The sequence below is a fragment of the Micromonospora sp. ALFpr18c genome, assembly GCF_008868155.1.
Lineage (GTDB): Bacteria > Actinomycetota > Actinomycetes > Mycobacteriales > Micromonosporaceae > Micromonospora.
Genome location: NZ_WBKR01000099.1, coordinates 1 through 22,963 on the forward strand (window position 1 = coordinate 1; position 22,963 = coordinate 22,963).

Here is a 22,963-nt window from a genome sequence, read left to right on the forward strand (position 1 = left end):
AGTAGGGCGGTCAGGGCGGTCAGGAGGAGCGCTGGGCCTACGGCATCCAGGGCGTCGGCCAGGGTTCGTTGGACCTGGGACGCCGCCCGGATGACCGGGTCCTGGAGGGCGTCGCGGCGGCCGGCGGCCAGGCGCAGCTCGTACCAGCCGTACCAGGCGACGTAGCCGCCGGCGAGCAGCAGGACCAGGCCGCTGAGGCGGGGCACCAGGGCGCCGGCGACCCGCAGCCGGGCCACCAGACCGTCGCGCAGCAGCGCCACACCGAGCGCGGCGACCGCGACCACCAACCCCATCCCGAGGGCGTACGCCCCGAACAGAGCCAGCCCCCGCCCGGTCGAGCCGGCCTGGAGGCTGGTCACCACGATGGCCAGGAACGGCGCGATGGCGCAGCCGAGCGAGGCGAGGGCGTACACCGCGCCGAACAGCGCCATCGACGGCCAGGACCGGGTCAGCCGAGGTGCCCGGGCCGACCAGCCGGGGGAAGGCAGTCGCCGTCCGGCGAGCAGCCAGCAGCCGGCCACCAGCAGCAGCACCCCCAGCGTCACGGTCAACCACGGCAGCCGGGGCCGCAGCCAGCCGGCGAGCGGCGCGAGCGCCAGGCCGAAGGCGCCGAAGACCAGCACGTACCCCACGGTCAGCCCGGCCGCCGCGGTGAGCGCGCGGCCGACCGCGCCGCGGGTGTCCGACGCGCCGGCGACCAACAGCGAGAGGTACGCGGGCAGCAACGCGAAGCCGCACGGGTTGACCGCGCCGAGCATGCCGGCGGTCAGCGCGAGCAGCAGTGCGGCGGTCACGCCCCGGCCAGCGCGCCGACGCGGGCGGTGAGCGCTTCACCGTCCAGGAAGCCCTGGTGGACGACCCTGCCGTCCCGGTCGATGATCACGAAGGTGCTCTGTTCGGTCACCGTGAACCGCTTCCAGAGCGCGCCCTTACGGTCGTCGATCTGCGGTGTCCCGGCGAGGTCGAACTCGGTGACGAACTCCTTCATGGCCCGCTGCTCGCCCAGCCCGGCGACGCCGATGATCGGCACGGTGTCCCGGTACCGGGGCGCGATCTCGGCCACCGTCCACGCCTGGCTGGCGCAGGTGGCGCACCAGGGCGCCCAGAACCACAGCACGACGGGCCGGCCGGCGAGGTTCGCCGCGTCGAACGCGGCGCCGGTGAGGGTGGTCCCGGTGAAGCGCAGGGTGTCCGGCACCCGGGCCGGCATCGCCGACGGTGAACCGGTCGGGCCGGCCGCAGGGGTGCCGCTCGGGCCGGCCGCAGGGGTGCCGGTCGGATTCGGCGTGGCGCCGGCGGCGACCGCGTCGGGCGGCACCGGTCCCGTGCAGGAGGCCACGGCGAGCAGGGCGGCGAGGAACGCCCCGGCGGTGGCGGCGCTCGCCCCTGTTCGCCCGATCCGCAACCGCATCAGCTTCTCCGTTCGACAGGGGTGAGTGGTGCCGTTCCTACTCGGCCTTGGCGAGGCGCAGCGCCAGCTCCGGGCAGACCTTCACCGCCTTGAGCGCGCCCTCGCGCAGCCACGTCGGCACCGGGGTGGGCGGGAAGGCCGGGTATCCGTTGCCGTCGAGCCGGATGAAGTCGGGCACCACGTGCGCGCAGAGCCCGTGGCCGTCGCAGCGCGACCAGTCCAGGGTGAGTTTCTGCGGGTTGGGGTCGGGTGCGCCGGGCAGCCCCATGACGCCCTTGACCCGCCGGCCGCAGCCGTCGCCGGTGCTGTGCAGCCGCAGGTCCTCGGTGAAGACCTCGATGGCGGAGAGGGCGAACCGGGCGGTGCCGTCCGGATGGCTGCACGCGCCCCGGCCCTTCACCTCGCCGGCGGCGGCCCGCACCACGTCCGCCGGTTGGCTGCCGGCGACGGCCAGGTCCACCGCGCGGGCCAGGTCGGGCAGGCCCATCTTGCACGGTCCGCACTGGCCGGCGGACTCGCCGGCCAGGTAACGCACCACCTGGGCGGCCTCGCCGAGCGGGCAGGTGTCGACTCCGATCGGGATGATGATGCCCGCGCCGAGGGCGCCGCCGACCGCGGCGAGGCCCCTGCGGGACACCTCGGCCTTCTCCGCCGCCTCCGGGGTGATCCACTTGCCGTGGTAGCCGCCCATCAGGATGCCCTGGACGTCCGGGACCTCGCACAGGTCGAGGACGTCACGCAGTGGCATGCCGGCGGTGCACTCCACGACCGCGGGGCGGGCCGCCGCGCCGGTCACGGTGAGCAGCACGGTGCCCGGCTCGTCGTCGGTGCCGAGCGCCGCGTACTCGTACGGGCCGAGTCGCGCACCGACGGCGAGCTGGGCGTACGTCTCGGCGTTGGACAGCAGGGTGGGCAGGCCGCCGACGCCGGAGTCGCTGGAGCGCTTCTTGGTGCCCGGCGGGATGTGCGGCAGCCCGTTGATGCCGTTGACGAGTGCGCCACCCTCGCCGGAGATGAACCGGTGCGGCACGGTGACGATGGTGGTCTGCACCGGCATCCGGCGCTCCGCCAGGGCCTCCATCAGCGAGTCCCGGCCCACGCCGTCGTCGGCGACGCCGATCACGATCTCCTCGGCGTCCAGCGCGTACGCGGCCAGCGCCGCGCCGTCGAGGATCAGGTGCGGGGCGCGGGTCAGCAGCACCTTGTCCTTCCAGCTGGCCGGCTCCCCCTCGCTGGCGTTGACCACCACCACGGCGGCGAGGTCCTGCCGCTCGCAGGACTCCAGCACGGCGCGCAGCTTGCGGGCGAACGGGAAGCCCGCCCCGCCCTTGCCCTTGAGCTGCATGCCCTCGGCGAGTCGGAGCAACTGCGCCGGCTCCATCGGCCCGATCGGCCCGTGCACCTCCTCGTGCGCGGCCAGGTCGAGCCGGCCGAACTCGGCGAAGCCGGCGGTCAGGCGTGGCTCGCCGACACAGGCAACCGGGGGCACGGCCGTCCGCATCACTTGGCCTCACCCCGCAGCCCCGCCCAGTACGCGCCGTCCACCGCGTCCGCGTTGGCCTTGCGGCGCTTGGCGGACCGGCCCTCGGCCCGTCGCGCGCGCCGCGACGCCAGGTCGACCAGGGTCGGGGTGTCGTCGGCGGGTGGTGCCACCTCGTCCGGCACGTACCGGGCCGGCGGACGCCAGTAGTCCGGCTCCTCCGGCAGGTCGTCCTCGGCGCTGTGCCGACCGCTGCCGCTGCGCGGCGCCGCCGAGATCGGGCCGGCGGAGATCGGGCCGGCCGAGATCGGCTCGGCGGAGACCGGGCCGGCCGAGATCGGCTCGGCGGCCTGCCACCGGCGCGGACTGTCCCACGGCTCCTCGGGCTCGTCGACGCTCCGCTGCGGAGGCGCCGAGTAGCGGGTGCCGTCGTCCTCGGAGCGGGACCGTCGGCCGGTCCGCTCGGCGGCCGGCTCCTCGGCGCGTCGCCGCCGGGTCGGGGCCGTCTCCTCGTCCCGCTCGCGGGTGCGCGACCCGCGTCGCCGGGTCACCGGCTCCAGTTCCTCCTCGTCGCGTCGACGGGTGACGGTCTCCTCGGTGCCGCGGCGGGTGGACCGGCGGGTGGTCGGCTCCGCCTCGTCGCGCCGGTCACGCGTGGACCGTACGGTGTCGCGGCGGGCCGCCGGTTCCTCCTCGCGTCGGCGGCGGCTGGGCCGGGCGGGCTCGACGAGCGAGCCGGGCTCGGGCACCACCGGGACGGTGAACCGGTCGGGGTCGCGCCGCGCGGTGCCGGCCGGCGCGGTCCACCTGGCGGTGGTGGCCTCCGCCCAGGCCGGACGCTTGTCCTCGGTGGAGTCGCGGCGTCGTCCCAGCCCGGCGAGCAGCGACCGGCCGCGGCTCTCCTCGTCGGCCCGGCCGGCCATGACCTTGTTGCGCACCGCGGCCTGGTGCTGCTCGCGGCTGCGCCGGCCGATGGTGACCGACAGCCGCACCAGCAGCGCCAGCACGACCAGCAGGATGCAGCCGAGATAGCTGAGGACCACCCAGGAGGCCGCGGCCCGACCGGCGTTGAGGCCGTGGAACACAGCGAACGGCCAGGACAGGTACGCGGTGGAGTGCAGCGCGCGCCACAGCCACTTCGGACCGACACCGGCGAAGCGGGCCCGGATGATGCCGGTCCAGATCACGCTGACCATCAGCAGGGCGGCCACCGTGCCGAGCCCGACGTAGAGTCCCCTACCGCCGACGAACGGCACCAGGGCGTCGGTGGCCGCAGCCCGCCCGGTGGCGATCTTCGTGAGGACGTGGAAGACCAGCCCGGCCACGCCGAGCACGCCGGTGGCCCGGTGCGCCGACTGCATCAGCACCCGGTGCGAGATGCGCAGCACCAGCCGGTCGGTGGCGAGCAGGCCGAGCATCACGGTGAGGCTCAACGCCACCAGGGCGATCACCCCGGCGAAGAACTCGGTGAAGAAGAAGCCGTACGCGTACGCCGCCTGGCCGGCGCCGGTCAGCATGGTCGCCGCCCAGAGCGCGGCGAGTGCCGACGCGATCAACGCGGCGGTCGCGGACCGCGATCGGGTGCGTACCCCCCGACTGCTCTCGCTGGTCCGGACGGTGGCCGCCTTCTGGTTCTGCTGTGCCCGGGCCATCTACTCCTCGATCGTCTCGCGGCGGCGTACCACCGGCCGACCCCTGCTCCCCCATCCAGTACGGACCGGCGAGGTTGGCGGATCATCCGTCGGCGAAAATTTATGGGCCGCGATCGAACCAGGTGGGGTCGGCGTGCGTCCTCGGCCCGAAGGGCTACGGCTACGTCCAGGTCTCACCCCCGCAGGAGCATGTGCGGGGCAACCAGTGGTGGCTGGCGTACCAGCCGGTCAGCTACCGGATCGAGTCCCGCAAGGGCACCCGGGCCCAGTTCCAGTCGATGGTGAACACCTGCCACGCCGCCGGGGTCAAGGTCATCGTCGACGCGGTGATCAACCACATGTCCGGTCAGGACAGCGGCGGCACCGGCTGGGCCGGCTCGTCGTACGCGCACTACGACTACCCGGGCATCTACTCGGGCTGGGAGTGCGAGCACCGCTGGCCGGTGATCACGGTGGACGGTAACGGGTGGTTCGCCGCCAACGTGCCGGCGCACGACGCCGTGGCCATCCACCTCGGCGCGCGGGTCTGATCGACCGGGGCTCCCGGCCGGCGGGTATCGCCGAACCGGGGGCCCCGAACCATCCGCCACCATAAAGTGGTTTGGTGCCGTTTGACCGAATGTCTCCGTACCGCCGTCGCCCTCGCTGGATCGCCGCCGCCATCGCCGTACCCGTGCTGCTGGTCGTCGCGCTGCTGGTCGGCCAGGCTCTCACCCCGCGCGCGACGGCCCCCGACGACCGGCGCGTGGTGGCCGCCGACCCGACGCCGAGCAGTGTCGAGCAGAGCCCGCAGGAGTCGATCCCGCCGGCCGCGCCCGCCCCGGACGGGCTGCCGGTGATCGACTACGACCCCGCGCCGAAGGGGTTCCCCGCCGATCCGGCCACCATGGACACCACGCCGCTGACCGAGGGCGTGCACCCGACCCGCCGGATCGCCGCGTACGACGCGCCCGGTGGACGTCCGCTGGCCTTCCTCGAACCGACGCTCGCCGGTGTCGAGCTGACCGTGCCGGTCGCCCAGAAGCGGGTCGGATGGACGGCCGTCCTGTTGCCCTCGGCCAACCGGATGCTCGCCTGGTTGCCGCCCGGCGGGTTCGCCACGGTGGCGCTGCGCGACCAGATCGTGGTGGAACGCAAGGCCCACCGGCTGACCTGGTACCGGGCCGGCAAGGCGGTGCGCTCGTGGCAGACCAGCCTCGGCCAGGAGGGGCAGGAGACCCCGCTGGGCCGCACCTTCATCCTGGGCCGCACGCCGCCACCGGAGGAGGTCTACGGCGGGGTGGACATCTACGCCCTCGGCTCGGTGCCCGACGACCCCGAGGCGGTGCCGACCGGGCTGCGCGGCGCGCACATCGGCCTGCACACCTGGTACAACGACGACGACCTGGGCGAGAACACCACCAACGGCTGCATCCGGGTCACCCGCAGCGGCCAACGGGAACTGCTCGCCGAGGTGCGCCCCGGCAGCAGCCTGGTGGTGGTCGACCAGCTGCCCACGCCGCCGCCGACCGCCTGAGCGGAGCCGTCGGGAGGTCCATCGGGTTCACGCTAGCGGTCGGACCGGTCAGACCCGGGCGGTGTCCCGGCGGAACAGCCGGATCGCGCCGACACCGAAGGCCAGGGTCCAGAAGACCATGTTGGCCACCCCGGCCATGCTCACGCCGTCGCCGGTCAGCGGTCCGATGAACTGCATGACGTTCTCGGCCGGCACCAGGTAGCCGATGAACAGGCCGAACGCGGCGAACACCAGCGAGCCGATCCACGCGGCCAGCCCGGCCAGCAGCCAGACGTCCAGCGGGAGGCGGACGCCGGCCGCGGCGCCCACCACGAACTCGATGACGACCGCGATCAGGCCGAGGGTCATCGCGGTGGCGACCTTCGTCGCCACGTACGCGGTCGGCCGCAGCGGGGTGAGCCGTAGCTGCCGGCTCCAGCCCAACGCCCGCTCGGTGGCGACCGCGCCACCCGCGCTGGTCGTCGCCACCATCGCCGCGTACACGGCGAGGCTGATCATGACGTACGCCGTCACGGGCCGGCCGTTGTCCAGGGTCTGCCCCCGCTGCGGCAGACCGAAGATGAGGAAGAAGACGCCCGGCATGATCAGCGTGAAGGCGAGGGTACGGCGGTTGCGCAGCACCCGGCGCAGCTCGATGCCGAGGACGGCCGGGGCGAAGCCGCCCAGAGCGGGCAGCCGGCGGTCGGGCTGGGCGGGGCGGTCGGTGCGGGTGGCGACGGGGGTGGACATCTCAGGCTCCGATGCGCTCGGTGGTCAGGGCGAGGAAGGCGTCCTCGAGGTTGCGGGAGGTGATCTCCACGTCCCGGGCGACGGTCCGGGTGAGCAGGTGCCGGGCGATCGCGTCGGAGTCGCCGGTGCGTACCAGCATGCTGTCGCCGCGTACCTCCACGGCGTCCACGCCGGGCAGCGCGGCGAGCGCGGCGTGGTCCGCGCCGGGCAGGGTGGCCCGCACGGTACGGCCGGCGGCCGCGGGAGGAATTCCGAGCGCGGCAGCGGGTAAGCGCGCCGCCGGACGCCGCGACACCGGGAGGACGCGATGGGTGCCACGCCGCAGGGCCAGGTCGACACGGTCGTGCTGATCCACGGGCTCTGGATGACCCCGCGCAGTTGGGAGGGGTGGGCCGAACGGTTCACCGAACGCGGCATGCACGTCATCGCCCCGGCCTGGCCCGGCATGGACCGGTCCGTGGAGCAGTTGCGCGACGACCCCACCCCGATCGCCCAGCAGGGCATGGCCACGATCGTCGCCCACTACGACCGGATCATCCGGGCGCTCCCCCGACCGCCGATCATCATGGGCCACTCGTTCGGCGGACTGTTCGCCCAGGTTCTCGCCGACCGGGGCCTCGGCGCGGCGGTGGTGGGGGTGCACCCGGCGGCGATCAAGGGGGTGCTCAAGGTGCCGCTGAGTCAGTTGCGCTCCGGCTTCCCGATCCTGCGCAGCCCCGCCAACCGCGGCAGGGCCGTCCCGTTCACCCCGGACGACTTCGCCTACACCTTCGGCAACACGCTCAGCCGCGAGGAGTCCGACCGGGCCTATCAGCGCTACGCGGTCCCCGGCGCGGGCCGGGTGTTCTTCGAGGGCGCGTTCGCCAACGTCGACCCGCGCTCACCCGCCCGCGTCGACACCGGACGCGTCGACCGGGCGCCGCTGCTGCTGCTGGCCGGCGGGCAGGACCACGTGGTACCGGCGTCGGTGGTACGCGCGAACGCGGGGCTCTACCAGAAGTCTCGGGCGCTCACCGCGTACGAGGAGTTTCCCGACCGGTCGCACTTCACCGTCGGGCAGGCCGGCTGGGAGAAGATCGCCGACTACGCGCTGGACTGGGCGCTGCGGGCGGCGGCGCTACCCCGGGAGGCCACCATCGCCAGCGAGACCCCTCGGCGGTGAACAGCAGCGTGCGTGATCCGGCGCGGCGGCTCGGGGACGTCGTCCCGGAGTTGGTCGTAACGCGATAGCGGCGCAGGTCCGCCCTCGGTGATCAGGGTTACCGGCATCCCTCGCCGTTTCTGCCCAGCCTGTTCGCCGCTCGGCTGGCAGGCCGCCTCGACGTAGCACCTCCGTTGAGCGGTATGACGTACAGGAATAAATATTCCTGTACGTCATACCGCCCTCCGACGCCCGTGGCCGGGCTGCGGACGGCACTCGATGCCGATGAGCCCCGCCATCGAGGTCGAGCAGAGCAAATAGCGACTGGCCGAAGGCGCAATCGGTCGTGAAGACCGGGAAGGCGACCCGCAGGCAAGGCGTCCTCAGTCATCGCAACCACAGGCTAAACAACGAACACGACGGCGTTCTGGTCAAAAGTTTTTGACCAGAACGCCGTCCACATATACGTATTGCAGCCCGCTTTTCAGGTCAAGGAGATTCAGCAGAATCTTGCGGACGACGCGGTATTGTCCGGCAGGCGACCATTATAGACTTTGAAGTCTACCCAAACGCCCCGGCGCCAGATCTGGGTTGGTACGCAGAAAAGACTGGGAGAAGATCGGGGACTACGCGCTGGACTGGGCGCTGCGGGCGGCGGCCCTGCCCCGGGAGGCAACGATCGCCAGCGAAGCCCCCCGCCGCAGACCACGCCACATCAGACAATGACGAAGCGGGCAGGTTCGTTCAACACCAGAGCGGCCGCGTCCAGGTCGGCCAGGCGCGCGGCGAGGGTCGCGGTCGCCATGCGCCTGGGCAGCGCCGCCCCGAACTTGAGACCGTCGAGAGCCTTACCGTTGATCTCCGGCAGGCAGAGTCGGGTGGCGGCGTCGGCGGTGAGCGTCCGCCAGCTGGCGGGCGTGACATTCTCCCGCAGCCGGATGCTGTTGCCGTCGAATCGTTCCACCGGGTCGACGACCTCGCCGAGGGTCGCGGTCAACGTCGCGTTCGCGCGGAAACCCGCCCAGGTCCACCAGCGAAGGTCGCCGTTGTCCTCGCGGAGGATGACAGTGCCACCTGGGTGCACGAGGTGAAGTTTGTCCTCGCGCTCCTGCCCGAGTCGGGTCAGCGCGCGGCGGGTCAGCGCGACCGGCGGGTCCGTTCCCAGCAGCACCTCCCGCATCCCCTGAGAGAGCTGGTAACCGCGGTACGCCCAGCCGGTGCCCGACCAACGGGCGCGTCCCCCACCATCGGTGGGTTCGACAAAACATCGCCGCCGGCGCCAGTCAATGTACGTGACCCGCCAGCTCCGGCCGCCCAGCAACAGCCGGCGCTCACCTTGAACCTCCTCGGTGAGCAGGCTGGGGTCGATCCGGCCCAGCTCACTGCGCCCCAGGAGGACGGTGAACTCCGGCGGCCCGGTGAAGACGGCCGTCATCTCCATGAAGTGACGACGACCGAACCGTGCTTCGGCCGCGGGTCCGATAAAGAGCATGCCGTCGTCCTGCTCCAGGTAGCCGTGCTCGACCAGGTGTCGCACGATCGGCCGGGCGGTCTCGCCGAACGGGCCGAACCCGTTCCAGGCGTGGGCCCAGGTCTCGTCCCCGATCCGATGCTCCTGCAGGCAGAGCGCGAGCAGCTGCTGAGCGACGATGTGTCGAGGCTCCGGAGGCGCGGTGACCGGCTCCACCCATCCACGTGACCAGAGCAGGAGAAGAGCGGCCGCCTGCACGAGGGGCTGACCGCCGGTTGTCAGAAACAGGCAGTTTCGACTGCTTCCAGGACGACGACCGGTGCGCCCGAGCCGTTGCAGGAAGGATGCCACAGTGGCTGGCGAATCGATCTGGATCACGCGGTCCAGGTCGCCGACGTCGATACCGAGTTCGAGAGTGCTGGTCGAGACTATGACGCAGTCCCGGGACTCGGTGAATGCCTGCTCCGCCCGATGACGCTCGTCGACGGAGAGGGACGCGTGGGAGAGGAACGTCGTGACCCCCTGTGCCCGCAGTAGCTGCCCCAACTCCTCCACGGTCTGCCGGGATTCGCAGAAGACGAGGCGCTTTTCGCCCTGGTGCAGGCGTGCGATCACGGCAGCGGCGTTGACAAGTGATCCCACGTAGTCCAACTCGATCTCGCCAGGCGGCGGACGACCAACGGTTTGGGCCACGTCGGGCGCCACCACCCGGGCCGGGCGGTTGCCACCACCGGCGCCCTGGAGCCAGGCGAGCAGTTCGTTCGGGTTCCCGACGGTCGCGGAAAGGCCGATCCGTTGCAGCGGTCGGCCGGCCACCCGGGTCAGTCGCTCCAGGACGGCCAGCAGGTGCCAGCCCCGGTCGTCTCCGGCGAACGCGTGCACTTCGTCGACGACGACCGCGTGCAGGCCGGCGAAGAACTGTCGGTGATCGACGTTGACGCTGACCAGCATGGCTTCCAGTGACTCAGGGGTGGTCAACAGGACGTCCGGCCGCTCGAAGAGCACCGCCCGCCGCTGTGATGCGCCGACGTCCCCGTGCCACCGGGCCACCCGCCGTCCGAGCCACCCGGCGTACTGTTCCAGCCGGGGTTGCAGGTTGTTGAGCAGTGCCTTGAGCGGGGCGAGGTAGAGAACGGACGTGCCGGTCCACTGGTGCTCAGCCATTCGGGACAGCAGTGGAAACATCACCGCCTCGGTTTTTCCTCCTGCCGTCGGTGCCAGCAGGAGGGCGTCCTGACCGCCGCGCACCGGCTCAACCGCAGCCCGCTGCAGGGGGCGGAGATCCCGCCAGCCGAGGGTGTTGACCACGTGGTGCACCACGACCGGATCCAGGTCGGGCAGCATGTCAGATCGTCAGTTCGATGTCGTCGGCCCGAGCGGCGGCATTGCGTTCCACCTCGGTCAGCTCGTCGGCTCGCACCGTCAGCGCGTAGTGCCGCCGCGGTTCCCAGTCGGCGAACTGGTCCACCCGATCGAAGACGTCCGCGACGAGCTTCTTGAGGTAGACGCGGGGTGCCACTCCGACCTCCCCGCCCAGGGCGCCGGTCACGGCGCGGGCCAGGGTGGCCAGGTATTCGTCGTCGACCCGCGCGTTGACCTGGGCGCTGGCGTAGATGTCTCGGACCCTGGTGCCGAGCTCCACCAGAGCGTCGATGGTGAAGCCGGGCAGTCGGAGCTGGGTGGCCCGGGGGTTGTCCCAGCGCGGGTCGGGGCCAAGGTCGGTGGCGAGCCGTTGCGCAAGAGGTGGCAGGCGTTGAACGCCCTGCGGACCGTCGAAGAACGCGGGTGTTCCGGTGATCACCAACAGCAGGCCCGGGAATCGTTCAGCATGAATCTCGTCGATGAGCTGTCGGAGAGCGTTCAGCGCTTTGTCCCGGGCGTCGGAGCGCACCCGTTGCAGGGTCTCGACCTCGTCGAGCACCAGCAGCAGCCCATGGTGCCCACTGTCGCGCAGAACGGTCAACAGACCCTGCAGGAAGCTCAGCGCGCCGTAATGGTCGAGGTCACCCTTGACCCCGGCAGCGCGCCGGGCGGAGGCCGCGACGTGCGGCTGACCACCGAGCCATGCCGCCAGCCCGTCGGCGGTGAGGTGGTCACCGGCAGCGCTGGCAGCCCGATAACCGCGCAGAGCCGCAGCAAAGCCCGGCGTGCTGCGGGAAATGTCGCCCAGCCGGCGCTCCAACAGGTCGTTCACCGCACGGTCGAGCCCCGGCGCGTCGTCCTCCGCGACCGTACCGGCGGCGAGCACGTCCTCCTCCAACGCGAAGATCCAACCATCGAGGACGGGACGGAACGCACTCGGCATGAACTGTTCCGTGCTGAGGTGTTCGACCAGCCGTCGGTAGACGGTCTCCATCCGGTGCAGGGGCGTCTCCAGCTCCGAGATCTGAACTTCCGCGGCGGCGAATCCTCGCCGCTTGGCGCGCTCGGCCAGCCATCTGGTGAAGAAGGTCTTGCCAGCGCCGTACTCGCCCCGGACTGCCTTGAAGACACTGCCGCCGTCGGCGACCCGCGCGAGGTCGTCGTCCAGTGCGGCGGTGAACCGGTCGAGCCCGACCGCGAGCGCGTCGAGCCCGTTGCTCGGGACGGCACCCCGGCGTAGCGCGTCGATGATGTCCCGGCGGCGACGAACGGAAATCTCCACCGTCACCGCTGCTCCAGCTCGAATTGCTCAATCAGCAGCTTGCGGTTGAGGTGGACGGTCCGGCCGTCCGCGTCGACGGTGATCACCGGGTAGCCCTCGACTTGGAGGAGCCGGCGCAACGCGGTGACCGTGCCGTTGATCCGGTGTGCTGGTACGCCGGATCGGGCGGCGAGAGTGTCCAGGGTCGCCCGGTCACCACTGGCGATCAGTGTGCCCAGCAGCGCGGCGACCCGTTCGTCGGCCAGCGGCAGGCGGGGGTCTCGCCGCTGTGCATAGTGGTCGCTGGCGAGCAGTGCCGTCACGAGGTCAGGCGCGGCGGGCTCGGGCTGAGAAACGGCAGCCGCACCTGTTGGCGCGAGGTCGAAGAGACCGGTCGGCTGCTCTTCGACGGGCCGACGTGCACGACGTCGGGTCGCCTGCGTCGGGTGGGCCGACGCCGGTGGCGTCTCCGGCAGCGGTTCGCGCCACCAGTCGGGGCTGGCCACCGGCGCGCCCGCCCACCCGGGTACGGCGAGGTCGTCGCCGGCGCTCAGCACGAGCAGCGGGATGACCGCTTCGGCGGGGGAAGCGCCGCCGTGGTAGCCCGCTTTACGCGGCCCGTAGCGCACGTCTTCCCGCCAGGGCAGGACAACGGAACCGCCTCCGAGCGCCACCCGGCTGCCGGTGATGGCCACCTCGGAGTCTCCGGCCGCTTCGGTCGGCGGACGCCACCGGTTTTCGCCGCTACCGCTGGGCAGGGTGACCCCGTCTGGGCCTCGGTCCACGACATGGCCATGGTCGGAGACGAGGATGACCACCCGGTCCGCCGCAGAGGTAAGCAGGTCGCCGACGGCGGTGATGGTGTCGTCCCCCCAGACGGTGGTGCCCGGTTCGCTGCGGTCCAGCGCGTCGTCGATCGTGTTGACGACGGCGGCGACCAACGGGATCGACGGGTCGTCAAGGGCCGCGAGCACCTCGGGATCCAGGGCTGCCCCGGCACCGGCCCGTAATGCGGCTTTGTGCAGCAGTCGGCCGGTGGGAAAGCGTTCCTGGAATGCCTTCCGTTCGGCCTGTTGACGGCCTGCGGCGATCCGTCCGCTCAGCAGGCTGCATCGGCTGGCCTCGGTGACGGTCGGCAGTGCCGCCAGCGCCCCGGTCCGCGGCCCGCCGTCAAGGCTGAGCTCGACCCAGGCGCCGGTCCGGGTGACCGACTCGGCCAGCTCGGTGGCGGCGGCGACACCCATGCCGTCCATGACGAGCAGCAGCACCCGGCGGCCGTGGTCGAGGACCGGCTGGACGACACGGTCGAGCACGTCCTCGACGCGCAGCAGCGCGCCGGGCTCGGTTTCGGCGCTCGTCGCGGCGGCGAGCAGCGTAGCGAACTGCTGGTCGTGGCGGGATCGGCGCACGTCGACAGCATGGTGCAACAGGCGGTACGCCTCGGCGACCTGTTGGTCGGGGTCGCCGGCGAAGACGTCGAGCCGCGCCCGGTCCACCCAGCCGTCCTGGCGGACCTGCCGGTGCAACGCGTCGAGCAGGGTGGCCGGTGCGGGACCGTCGGTGGTGTGCAGCCAGCGCAGCAGGCGTACGGCCATCCGGGCGGTCTCCACTCGGCGGGGATCGGCGGCCCGGTGTGCCTCTACGGTGGCAAGTGCCGACTGCGCGCGGGCAACGGCGGCGGGCAGTGCCGTGGTTCCGGCTGGCACGGCGAGCCGTACGGCGTCGGCGAAGGCACGCAGCCGTTGGACGAAGCCGCTGGGCAGGACGGCCGACGCCCCGAGCAGACCGGTGATGCCGACGTCGGCGGCGATCGTTTCCGCCCGCCGCAGCATCCGCATCGCCTCGTCTCGTCCGGTGGGCCCGGAGTCGACAGTCCGGTAGACCCACGCCTCTGCCGCCTCGTGCAGCGCCTTGGCCTGGTGTGACGTGAGCCGAAGGCCACCGAACCGGGGTTCCAGGCGGGTACGGCCGACCGCCGCCTCCACCTCGGCGACCTTCTCGGTGGGGGCGGGCCAGAGCAGCCCGGCCAGGAGCCCCAGCGCGATGACGTCGACCCCGTGCCCGGCCCGGACGGCGGCCATGACCGGAACGGCAGCACGGCCGGCGGTCCCGGTCAGGTACGTGGTGATGCCGTCGGCGACGGCGTCCGGCAGCGTGGTGAAGCGCAGTTGCCGGCGGGCGTCGGTGCTCCACTGCACCAACCCGCTGTTGTCCAGTTCGGCGGGCGGCAGATCGAGCAGTTCCGAGGTGAGGCTGCGCAACGCGTGGTCACGGGTGAGGATCGCGCCGGGTGGGGCGGGCCACCCGTCCGCCGGGGTGTGGTCGGTGAGGGCGTTGGCGACCCAGCGGCCGACCCGGACCAGAGTGGGGTCGAGGGCGTTCACCCCGCCGAACATCTGCCGGACCAGATCCCACGGGTCGATCTTGCGGACGGTCTGCTTGCTGAGGTGGGCGAGGAGCCCGTCGCCCAACTCGCTGTCCGTCAGCTCGGTGAGCAGCACCAGCCGCTCACCGTCGGGCCGGTCGTGCAGGGCTGCGCGGGCGGCCAGCGGAGTGGGACATGGGACCACCCGGACCTGGGTGTCGCCGATGGTGAGCACCGGTTCGGCCGACCACTCGGGTCGGGCGGTCAGCGCGATGGTCTCCGCGCGGTCGTTTTCCGCCAGCCACGCTTCGATCTTGCGGCGGACTGCGTCCGGCTGGGCCGCGGCGACGGGCGCGCTCACGACTGCGTCCCCGCGCGACGCGGGGCAGAGGTGCGCGTCCCGGTCATTGGGTCTCCCAACTGACCGTGACGCGCCGTCCTGCGGCAACCTCGGCCGCGATCTCGGCGGCGATCTTCTCCCAGCTGGCCACGTCGCTGACCTCGTGCCGCCGGGCAGCAACGCCGACCGACCCGCTGCCACCCGGCACAGACGTCGACCTCGCGCCCCCTACCTCGACGCTGCCTGCGCCGGGCGGCGCCGCCGTTCCGGGGGTCCGACCAGGCTGCTGGGTCGGCACCGACGCGCCCGCGACACCCGGAACCGAACCGGTGGCGCTCGGGGTCACGCCGGCGCCGTTCACGGTGGCATCGCTGCCACTCGCCGGCGTGGTCGGCTGTTTCGGCTGGTCGGCGGCGAGGAGCGCCGCAGATGCCGCGGAGGCCGATTGGAGGGCATCGACCAGGTCCTGTCCGTGCTGTTCGTGCCGGCCGACGCTCTGCAACTGCTCGATGATCACTCGTGCCCGGTCGTCGTGGCCGGCGCGGGCGGCGATCGCCTGGAGCAGGGGCCACTGGTGGCCCTGGGCCAACGCCTTGGTGATGTCTCCCGCCTGGCTGAGCACCTCGCCGACGGCCTGGTCGTCGACGTCGCCGAGGTCGGCGCGCGCCAACGTCTCGACCAGCACCACATCGTCGCGCTCGACGGCCAGGTCGGTCACGAGCCGGGCCGCCCGCCGGGCGGTGGCGAGCCGACCCGTGAGCGCCGACCTGTCGAGCCCCAGCACGTCGGCGTGGGCTTCGAGGGCCTGCACGAGGTCACCGGCGGGCTTCTGCCGCGCGCCCGCCGCCCGACGCAGCGTGCCGGCCAGTTCGCCCAGGTTGGCGGGCGTCCGCCAGGCGGGCAGCACGCCGCCGAAGAGCGCGGCACCCCGGAGGACCGCCGCGTTCCAGGCCTGTTCGTCGGGCATCGGCGGGTGCCGCAGCTCCATCTCACCGTCCCGAACGGCGGCAACGTTCGTGACATCGATCTTGCCGCTGTGTTGGTACCAGGCGAGCTGCTGCTCCAGGCCGAAGACCAGAATGATCAGGTTTTGCAGGTCCCGGTCGAAGCCGAACGCGGCGGGCTCGTCGATGAGCCGACGCAGCACGTGCACCGGGAAGTGGTCGGTGTAACCCTCGTTGGCGGCGGCCTGGAGCAGGTGCTTACTCCAGTGGCAGGTGGTCATGTTCAGCACGTACCGGCCATCGATCAGCTCGCCCAGGCGCAGGTTGTTGCAGACGCGCCGGAGGATGCGCTGGTCGGCCGGGTTGGGCACGCTGACACCCCGGGCGGGGTCGGCGGCGGCCTGCCTGGCGTACTCGATGATTTTCGCCATCTCGCTGCGGGTGACGGGCTTCTCGTCGTCCGGCATGGCCGGGCGGCCCGGGTAGGACCAGGCCAGAAGTTCGCCGGTGAGGTTGGTGAACGCCTCGGTCAGGGTGCCGCCGCGGGGGTCGCCGACGTGCAGACCTTCGGCGAGGGTGTGGAACACACCGATGGTGTCGTCCTGCACGTCGGAGCCGCGGGAGGTTGCCGACCCGTACGCCTGCATGAGGGCGCTGATCAGCGTGCCGCGCAGCTGGGTCTGCCGCTGTTGGAGGTAGACCCGGCCCTGCTGCCGGTCGGCGAGGGGCCAGTCGGCGGCGAGCGAGTTGAGCCGGTCGCCGGTGCCGTTGCCGAGCAGATAGTTGATCTTCGCGAGCTGACCGACCTTACCCAACAGTTCGTCGGTGAGATAGAACGGCAGCCAGAAGACCGTCTTCGAGCCCCGCTCCAGGCGCTCGATCCGGGCGCGGTCGGCGCTGCGCTCGTAGCCCTGCGGGTCGAACGGGTAGTCGATGACGATCCGCCATGCGTCGCCGGTGGCAATCAGCGCGGAGACCGGCATCGTGTCGGGGTCGCGGACGTTGCCGAACTTGACCTGGATGGTGTGCGACCGGCCACGCCAGGCCCGGGAGTGGAGCAGTTCGCCGAGCTGGCCCTCGCTGCCGGCGATGCCCATCTCGGCGCTGACCAGCTCCCGAATGAGCTGCTGCCGGACGCCGGTGTTGTTGGCCTCGTCCTCGCGGACCAGGTCGAGCAGCTTGTCGTAGTCGACGGTGTGCAGCTTGAGGGTGACGACCGGGTCGGGGGTCGTGGTCAGGTGCAGCTCACCGGCGCTGTCGGCGACCCGGTTGAGCCGGTTGAGCACGATCTGCCGCTCGTAGCCGGGGATCGGCGAGGTGATCGAGCCGAAGTTGAGCGCGTGCAGCTTGGCGGCGGTGAGGCTGTGCAGGGCCGGCACCTCGGGCACCAGCGCACCGAGCAGCAGCGTCTTGATCAGCTTGTCGTCGAGCTGGAACTGCTGGTGGGTGGCCGCCTGCTCCTCGCCGATGCTGTTGAGGTTGAGCAGGATCGGCCGCAGCTTCTGCACGTACAGCGTGCGGGCGGCCTGGAAGAGCTGCTTGAGCTTGGGCCGGTCGGGCAGCTCACCGTGCAGGACGAGAGGGTCGAAGAGCGCCGCCACCCCGATCAGGTCGTTGACCTGGAGAGTGTCCCGGCGGTCGACGAGCAGCTCGGTCATCACCTTCAGCGCGGTACGTTCCCGCTGCAAGGCCTGCGACAGCGCGACCAGGGTGGCGACCAGCGCCGGCGAGAACGGATAGAGCTTGCGGAACGCGGCGGCGTCGGAGCCGATGCCGGCGTCACCATACTGGGCGCCGAGCAGCAGCGCGTCCCACACCTCGCGGTTGCCCTTGACGGCGGCGAAGGCGTTGTCGAGCACCGCCCGCCCCTCATCGGTCAGCGGCTTGAGGAGCCGCTTCTCAGTGATCTCGGGCAGGTTCGTGTCGGCGAGGGCGATCTCACCGAATCGGCCCTGGACGCTGCGCATGACGTGCGCGAGGGCTTCCCGTTCGGTGCCGCCGACCTGGGGGCCGAGGAAGTCCTCCAGGTTGCGCTGCCGGGCCACGAACGAGATCAGCGGCAACGGCCGGGTCGCGTCGGCGGACTCGATGAGCTTGTTGAGCTTGGCGCCCTCGGTGTTGACGAAGACGTGGTCGCTGATCTTGGTGGAGAGCCACAGGATCAGCTCGTCGAGGAAGAGCACCATCGCGTCGTACCCGAGGGATTTGGCATGCCGGGTGATCACCGCGAGGCCGGTGTCCAGGTCGAGGTATTCCCCGCTGCGGACGGCACCGGTGAAGAACGTGCTGGTCAGTGCGCTGACCAGCCGGTCCCGCTGCTCGGTGCCGGGCGGCGCGGCCGCCGCCGCGGCGTACATCTCCGGGGTCCAGCCGGCGGCCCGCGCGATGTGCGCGGCGAGGCCGCCGCCGGCCGCGGCGGGAGCGCCGCCGCCGTCGTGCAGCGCCGCGAAGAACGCCTCGTCGCCCATCCGGTCGCGCAGCCGCGCGGCGTCGTCGAGCAGCGCGTCCGACCGGTGTACGGCAGGAACGGGCGCTTCCGGGTGCAGAACGGTGATCTGGTTGAGGTAGCCCTCCAGGATCGCCTGCTCCACCGAACGCGCGTCGAGCATGTGGAAGGTGAGGGTGAGTAGTTTCCGGTCGCGCAGCCAGGGGTCGGCGGCGAGGACGGGCTCGGCCAGGCCGCGCACCTCCCGCGCTGCCGGGTTGTGCTGGAGTATCTCCCGCAGCACAGCCATGAAGTGCGACTTGCCGGAGCCGAACGACCCGTGCAGGAACATCGCCTGCGAGCGTCCGGTGGTGACGGCGTGGCCGATGCGGCGCAGCGCCTCGGCGAAGTTGTCCCGGAGTTGGTCGGTGACGACGTACCGGCGCAGGTCCGCGCCCTCAGCGGCGCGGACGACGAAGTCGCCGTCACCGACCGACGTCGGAATCTCGATCACGTCCCGTAACAGGGTCATCACCGCTCCTCGCACCGCCGCTCCCCGTGCCGCCGGCATCACCGGCAACCCGCCGATCCTAAGGCGTGACCAGCGCTCATCCCAGCCGCCGGGCGTAGCCCGGACGAGGCGAACGCGTCACAGGCGCAGGGCGGCGACCGCGTCCGCGACCGTGGCGGCTCGGGCGAGCGGGCGGACACCGTCCCGCTCGGCCAACCAGAGCTGACACCCAGCCCGCGTGAGGCGGGCGGTGATGACCTGGCCGGCGTAGTGCTGCCCGAGCCGGCTGAGCAGCACCGTCGGGTCGGCGACGACCGGCGGGTCGGCGAGCCCGGGTGCGGGCACCGGCTGCTCCGGGTCCCGGGGTACGGCAGCGAGTAGGGCGTTCTCCAGGTATTCGAGGCAAACGGCGATGGCTGCTTCCAGGGACCGCGACAGCGCCGGATCCGACTCGACGGGTGCGTCGGCGCGGACGATCTGCACCCCCCACCAGTCACCGTGCACGAGCAGCGGGTCTGCCTCGTTGAGCCGGTAGTCGCAGACGCTGACCGCCAGGGCCAGATCGAGCCCGAGGGCCAGCCGGATCAGGTCGACCAGCGGCGGTGCGTCCGGCACCCGGGCCAGCACGATCAGCCGGGCACCGGGGCGTCCCCGCGCGGCCGAGGAGACGTAGCAGCCGGCCGGGTCCATCCCCGGGCCGTCAACGGTGACGGTGCCGTCGCAGAGGTTCTGGTCGAGCCCGTGGCCCAGCACGTCGCCGACGGGGATGAGGTCCGGTGGGCGTACCCCGAAGATGGCCGCGAGACGCGCGACCCGGTAGTGGTCGCGCAGCTGGTAGACGGGTTTGCCGCCGGGTTGGGTGGCGACCAGCGTCGCCGGCTCGCCGGCGGCCGGGCGCCACAGCGCGTGCACGGCGCGGGACAGGTCGGTGACCGTCACGGTCAAGGCGGAGTAGACCCGGCGGCTGTCCAGGCAGGTGTGGCAGGCCAGCGCCGAGGGCGCCATCCCGGCGCCGGCGCAGCGGGGGCAGTCCGGGTCGGCAGCCGTGGAGCCGACCCGGCAGTGGCAGCGGCGCAACCGGCTGTCCGGCCGGCAGTCGGGGCATTCGTGCCAGTCGACCGGCTCGCCCCACCAGTCCGGGTCGGGTGGTTCCCAGGCCCGCAGCAGGGTGGTCACCTCGCGCCGGGAGACCTGACCGGTGTTCCGTTCGTGCAGCATCTCCACGCCGCCGCCGTCGCGCAGTCGGGTGTGCCACCACCGGCCGTTGCGCCAGATCGCCTGCGCGCCGGGCACGTCCATGGAGAAATCGGACAGAAGCCGGCGTTCCACCAGGTCAAGGTCGGTCGCCACCGGCCCGGCCGGCTCGCCGGAGGCCAGCCGCACGGTGTACGCGGGCACACTGCGCCCCCGCTCGTCGAGCCGACGCATCGCGGTGTTGACCGTGGTGGCGGTGACGGCGGCGGGCAGGTCCACACCCCTCGCCTGAGCTTCGATCGGCACTTCCCCGCCGGGCAACTCGTAGCGGAGGTCCCAGGTGGCCTCGCCGTAGCACCGACGGACCTCCACGACGAGGTCCAGGTGCAGCAGGTCGGCCAGCGCGCAGAGCTGACCCAGGTGACGCCCCGGGTCCGGCGTCGGCGGCTTGTCGGTGGACCGCCCGACGAAGACTCGCCACGGGTCGCTGTCGTACCCGGCCAGCACCTCGGCCTCGATGGCGTGCCGCTGCGTGGCGGGCAGGTCGGGTCGCCACCCCCGGGGCAGCCAGAGCGTCGAATGTCGGAGTTCGCCGTCGAGGTGCCAGCGGTCGCGCAGGCTGCGGGCACCTACGCCGCCGGCCAACTCCCACACGATCGGCGCCAACGGCACCTGCCACCTGCCGTCCGCATCGCGCTGCGGCGGGAGACCGCCGGCCCGCAACCGCCGGGACGCGGCGAGCCCGGTGTCGAGGTTGACCACGGTCAGCACCAGCTCGGCCCGCCGCCGACCACTCTGCGCGCAGGCCCGGCAGGGCACCGCGACGCTGCCGTCGCCGCCGCAGAGTTGGCAGTCGGCGTAGGGCTGGTCAGCCTGGGCGTCCCACTCGACGAGCAGCCGGTCGCCACCGCTGGTGCAGTGACACCGCTGGACCTCGAAGGTGAGCCCGCCACAGTCCGGGCAGGTGATCACGGGTACGCCGGTCATCGCCGGCGCACCGCCCGCCGGGAGCAGGCACCGTCGTGGTCGGCCCGCAGCAGGCAGCGCCGGCCCTCGGGCAGCTTGCGGTCGCAGAAGACCCAGTGGCGTACGTTCTGGTCGTCCTCGGCCGACACGGTGGTGCCCGCCGGGTCGAGTTGCGGCAGGACGTGCGCCCAGTGCGCGACCACCCGGGCAAGCCGCTGCGCGGTGGGCAGGTCGCCGGCGACCACCGGCAGGTGGATGACCCAGCGATCGCTCATCGGCCCTGGCTCCGCTCGTTGCGGGCGCGTGCCTGCGCCGACTGCCACTGGCGCAGCGCTTCCTTGACCCGCTCGGTCTCCCGACGGCTCTGTGCGAGCGCGTCATAGACGACCGCCAGGTCACCGGCGACCCGGTCGAGGAATTCCTGCACCTCACCGGGCTCGACGCCGCGCCGACCGAGCGGGGTCGGGCGAAACTGCTTCTCGCGTACCTGCCACGGCCGCAACGGGTGGTAGGCCGCAGACCGGTAGCTGGTCGGCCCGTGGACCGACCGCTGCCGACGCCCGGTATGCCGGAAGAAGACGCGCATGACGACCTGCCTCTCACCGTCGAGATAGACCTGTGAACGAGTGGGCCCGCCGATCCGCCGGCACCGACGGACCCACCCCGGCACCTGCCACCGCAGCCACGACCAGCAGTACGACAGCAGGGCGCTTCCTGGCCGTTGAGCTGCTAGAACTCCACAGTGGCCGTAGAGGCAGTGAAACAGTGACGCGATCGAATTGCAACATCGCAATCGCCCTGACTCAATCGCGAGGTGGCCGCACGAATGCACTGCCTGTAGCGTGTCTATTGCTTATGAGACACTGGGGCGCTTCAATTGGTCGAGCGACTGCCTACGGATCGCGATCGATGGAGGAAACGCCGTGTCACAGTCAGTAACCGGCTCGACCATGTTGCGCCGGCAGATCGGGCGCAAGCTGGAGGCGCTGCGTAAGGCAGCCGGGCTGACCATGGAGCAAGCTGCCGAGCGGCTGGACCGCGCGCGAGCAACCATGCACCGGATTGAGAACGGTGCAGAGCACGTCCGCTTCCGACAGGCCGATGTACGGCAGATGCTCGACCTTTACGGTGCGTCCGACGAGGATTCCGAGCTGCTGCTCGCCATGACGGCAGCCACCCGGGAGAACAAGAACTGGTGGCACGACTACATCGGCTCCGGCCTGCCACGCTGGTTCCAGCTCTACATCGGGCTCGAAGACTCGGCAGCCACCATTCGGCAGTACCAAGCCGAACTGGTCCCCGGTCTATTCCAGACCCGCGCCTACGCCGAGCAGGTGTTCAAGCTGCCAACCAGCGCGATCGACGCCAGCGACAAGGAGGAGCAGCAGCGCGCCATCCAGCTTCGGGTCGAACGACAGACCCTGCTTACTCGGTTCTCAGCCCCGAAACTCAGCGTAATAATCAACGAGGGCGTGCTGCGCCGGCCGGTTGGCAGTGCCACGATCATGGCTGAACAACTTCACCAGATCCTGAAGGCCATGGAACTACCGAACGTAACCGTCCGCGTGCTGACTTTTTCTGCCGGTCTGCATGCCGGGATGACGGCCGGGGCCTTCTCGATCCTTGAGTTCCCCCGAGACAACCGTGACAAGGACGTGGAGCCACCGGTGGCGTACCTGGAAGCAGCGACCGGCGCGATCTATCTCGACAAGCCGCACGAGACAGCCGTCTACAACACGATCTGGGCCGACATGACCGCCAAAGCCCTCAACGAGTCCCGCTCCAAGACCCTGATCCACGAAGTCGCAGAGGAGTTCTCCCGTGCCTGACCTGACCGATGCCGTCTGGCGCAAGTCGAGCCGAAGCAACAGCGGCGGCGAATGCGTCGAGGTCGCCGACAACCTGACCGGCGTCGTCGGGCTGCGCGACAGCAAGGACCCGACCGGCCCGGTGCTGACGTTCGGCCCAACCGCCTGGTCGACCTTCGTCGCCTCCGTCAAGCAGGAGACGTTCGGCAACTGACGCCAATTTCTTGAGGGGATGCCGCCTGCCGGCATCCCCTCGACACGTTTGCCCAGCCAGCGACGCCAACTCGGCCAGCAGACCACCTCGGCATGATGACTTTGAGCGTGATGACTCTGAGGCATATTGATGCCTGTGTGTCATCACGCTCGTTGGCACCCCTCCCGCCCCTA

General features: G+C 71.5%; 17 protein-coding genes and 1 pseudogene. 5 read left to right on the forward strand and 13 right to left on the reverse strand.

Features of this window, described 5'->3' with window-relative positions:
• The 4 genes from F8271_RS18235 to F8271_RS18250 form a co-directional block, all read right to left on the reverse strand.
• The coding region (locus F8271_RS18235; protein ID WP_151490972.1) for a cytochrome c biogenesis CcdA family protein at nt 1-794 on the reverse strand (794 nt) is incomplete at its 3' end.
• Nucleotides 791-1,411 carry a redoxin domain-containing protein gene (locus F8271_RS18240; protein WP_151490973.1) on the reverse strand — a complete coding sequence of 207 codons (621 nt, stop codon included), beginning with the start codon at nt 1,409-1,411 and terminating at the stop codon, nt 791-793. The genes F8271_RS18235 and F8271_RS18240, both read right to left, overlap by 4 nt.
• A gap of 37 nt (nt 1,412-1,448) precedes the next feature.
• Nucleotides 1,449-2,912, reverse strand: coding sequence for an NADH-quinone oxidoreductase subunit NuoF family protein (locus tag F8271_RS18245; RefSeq protein WP_192580346.1), 1,464 nt, complete (start codon nt 2,910-2,912; stop codon nt 1,449-1,451).
• Complete coding sequence (locus tag F8271_RS18250) at nt 2,912-4,543, reverse strand: ferric reductase-like transmembrane domain-containing protein (protein ID WP_151490975.1); 1,632 nt, start codon at nt 4,541-4,543, stop codon at nt 2,912-2,914. Before F8271_RS18250 ends, F8271_RS18245 begins: the two co-directional genes overlap by 1 nt.
• Nucleotides 4,544-4,677: 134 nt before the next feature.
• On the opposite strand from F8271_RS18250, the pseudogene F8271_RS18255 reads away from it, so the two are divergent.
• Together F8271_RS18255 and F8271_RS18260 are read left to right on the forward strand one after the other, a co-directional pair.
• Nucleotides 4,678-4,959: pseudogene (locus F8271_RS18255) on the forward strand (alpha-amylase family glycosyl hydrolase); the annotation flags it as partial.
• Between the two features lie 188 nt (nt 4,960-5,147).
• Nucleotides 5,148-6,059: a L,D-transpeptidase gene (locus F8271_RS18260; protein ID WP_151490976.1), complete on the forward strand. Its 912-nt coding sequence runs from the start codon at nt 5,148-5,150 to the stop codon at nt 6,057-6,059.
• Between the two features lie 48 nt (nt 6,060-6,107).
• Here F8271_RS18260 and F8271_RS18265 read toward each other — a convergent pair whose 3' ends face one another.
• Complete coding sequence (locus tag F8271_RS18265; RefSeq protein WP_151490977.1) at nt 6,108-6,788, reverse strand: ABC transporter permease; 681 nt, start codon at nt 6,786-6,788, stop codon at nt 6,108-6,110.
• A 1-nt stretch (nt 6,789) separates the two neighbouring features.
• Entirely contained in the window at nt 6,790-7,083 is a 294-nt protein-coding gene (locus F8271_RS18270) for a hypothetical protein (protein ID WP_192580347.1), read from the reverse strand.
• 12 nt (nt 7,084-7,095) lie between these two features.
• Here F8271_RS18270 and F8271_RS18275 point away from each other — a divergent pair, with 12 nt between their 5' ends.
• Entirely contained in the window at nt 7,096-7,950 is an 855-nt protein-coding gene (locus F8271_RS18275; RefSeq protein WP_151490978.1) for an alpha/beta hydrolase, read from the forward strand.
• Between the two features lie 694 nt (nt 7,951-8,644).
• On the opposite strand, the gene F8271_RS18280 is transcribed toward F8271_RS18275, so the two are convergent.
• The 7 genes from F8271_RS18280 to F8271_RS18310 form a co-directional block, all read right to left on the reverse strand.
• Nucleotides 8,645-10,744 (reverse strand): DEAD/DEAH box helicase, encoded by a 2,100-nt coding sequence (locus F8271_RS18280; RefSeq protein WP_151490979.1) that lies wholly within the window; start codon nt 10,742-10,744, stop codon nt 8,645-8,647.
• A 1-nt stretch (nt 10,745) separates the two neighbouring features.
• On the reverse strand, nt 10,746-12,050 hold the full coding sequence (gene brxD / locus F8271_RS18285; RefSeq protein ID WP_151490980.1) for a BREX system ATP-binding protein BrxD: 1,305 nt from the start codon (nt 12,048-12,050) through the stop codon (nt 10,746-10,748).
• The gene (pglZ, locus tag F8271_RS18290; protein ID WP_151490981.1) at nt 12,047-14,749 is read right to left on the reverse strand and encodes a BREX-2 system phosphatase PglZ; all 2,703 of its coding nucleotides are present in this window, start codon (nt 14,747-14,749) and stop codon (nt 12,047-12,049) included. Before pglZ ends, brxD begins: the two co-directional genes overlap by 4 nt.
• Before the next feature lie 43 nt (nt 14,750-14,792).
• Entirely contained in the window at nt 14,793-18,629 is a 3,837-nt protein-coding gene (locus F8271_RS18295; protein WP_151490982.1) for a phage resistance protein, read from the reverse strand.
• Nucleotides 18,630-18,746: 117 nt separating this feature from the next.
• The gene (locus tag F8271_RS18300) at nt 18,747-20,789 is read right to left on the reverse strand and encodes a hypothetical protein (protein ID WP_151490983.1); all 2,043 of its coding nucleotides are present in this window, start codon (nt 20,787-20,789) and stop codon (nt 18,747-18,749) included.
• Nucleotides 20,786-21,043, reverse strand: a complete 258-nt coding sequence (locus F8271_RS18305; RefSeq protein WP_151490984.1) for a hypothetical protein — start codon at nt 21,041-21,043, stop codon at nt 20,786-20,788. The genes F8271_RS18300 and F8271_RS18305 overlap by 4 nt, the downstream gene beginning before the upstream one ends.
• Complete coding sequence (locus F8271_RS18310) at nt 21,040-21,354, reverse strand: DivIVA domain-containing protein (protein WP_151490985.1); 315 nt, start codon at nt 21,352-21,354, stop codon at nt 21,040-21,042. Before F8271_RS18310 ends, F8271_RS18305 begins: the two co-directional genes overlap by 4 nt.
• Before the next feature lie 364 nt (nt 21,355-21,718).
• On the opposite strand from F8271_RS18310, the gene F8271_RS18315 reads away from it, so the two are divergent.
• Nucleotides 21,719-22,597 (forward strand): helix-turn-helix transcriptional regulator, encoded by an 879-nt coding sequence (locus F8271_RS18315; RefSeq protein WP_192580348.1) that lies wholly within the window; start codon nt 21,719-21,721, stop codon nt 22,595-22,597.
• Complete coding sequence (locus F8271_RS18320; RefSeq protein ID WP_151490987.1) at nt 22,590-22,790, forward strand: DUF397 domain-containing protein; 201 nt, start codon at nt 22,590-22,592, stop codon at nt 22,788-22,790. The genes F8271_RS18315 and F8271_RS18320 overlap by 8 nt, the downstream gene beginning before the upstream one ends.
• The last annotated feature ends 173 nt before the right edge of the window (nt 22,791-22,963 follow it).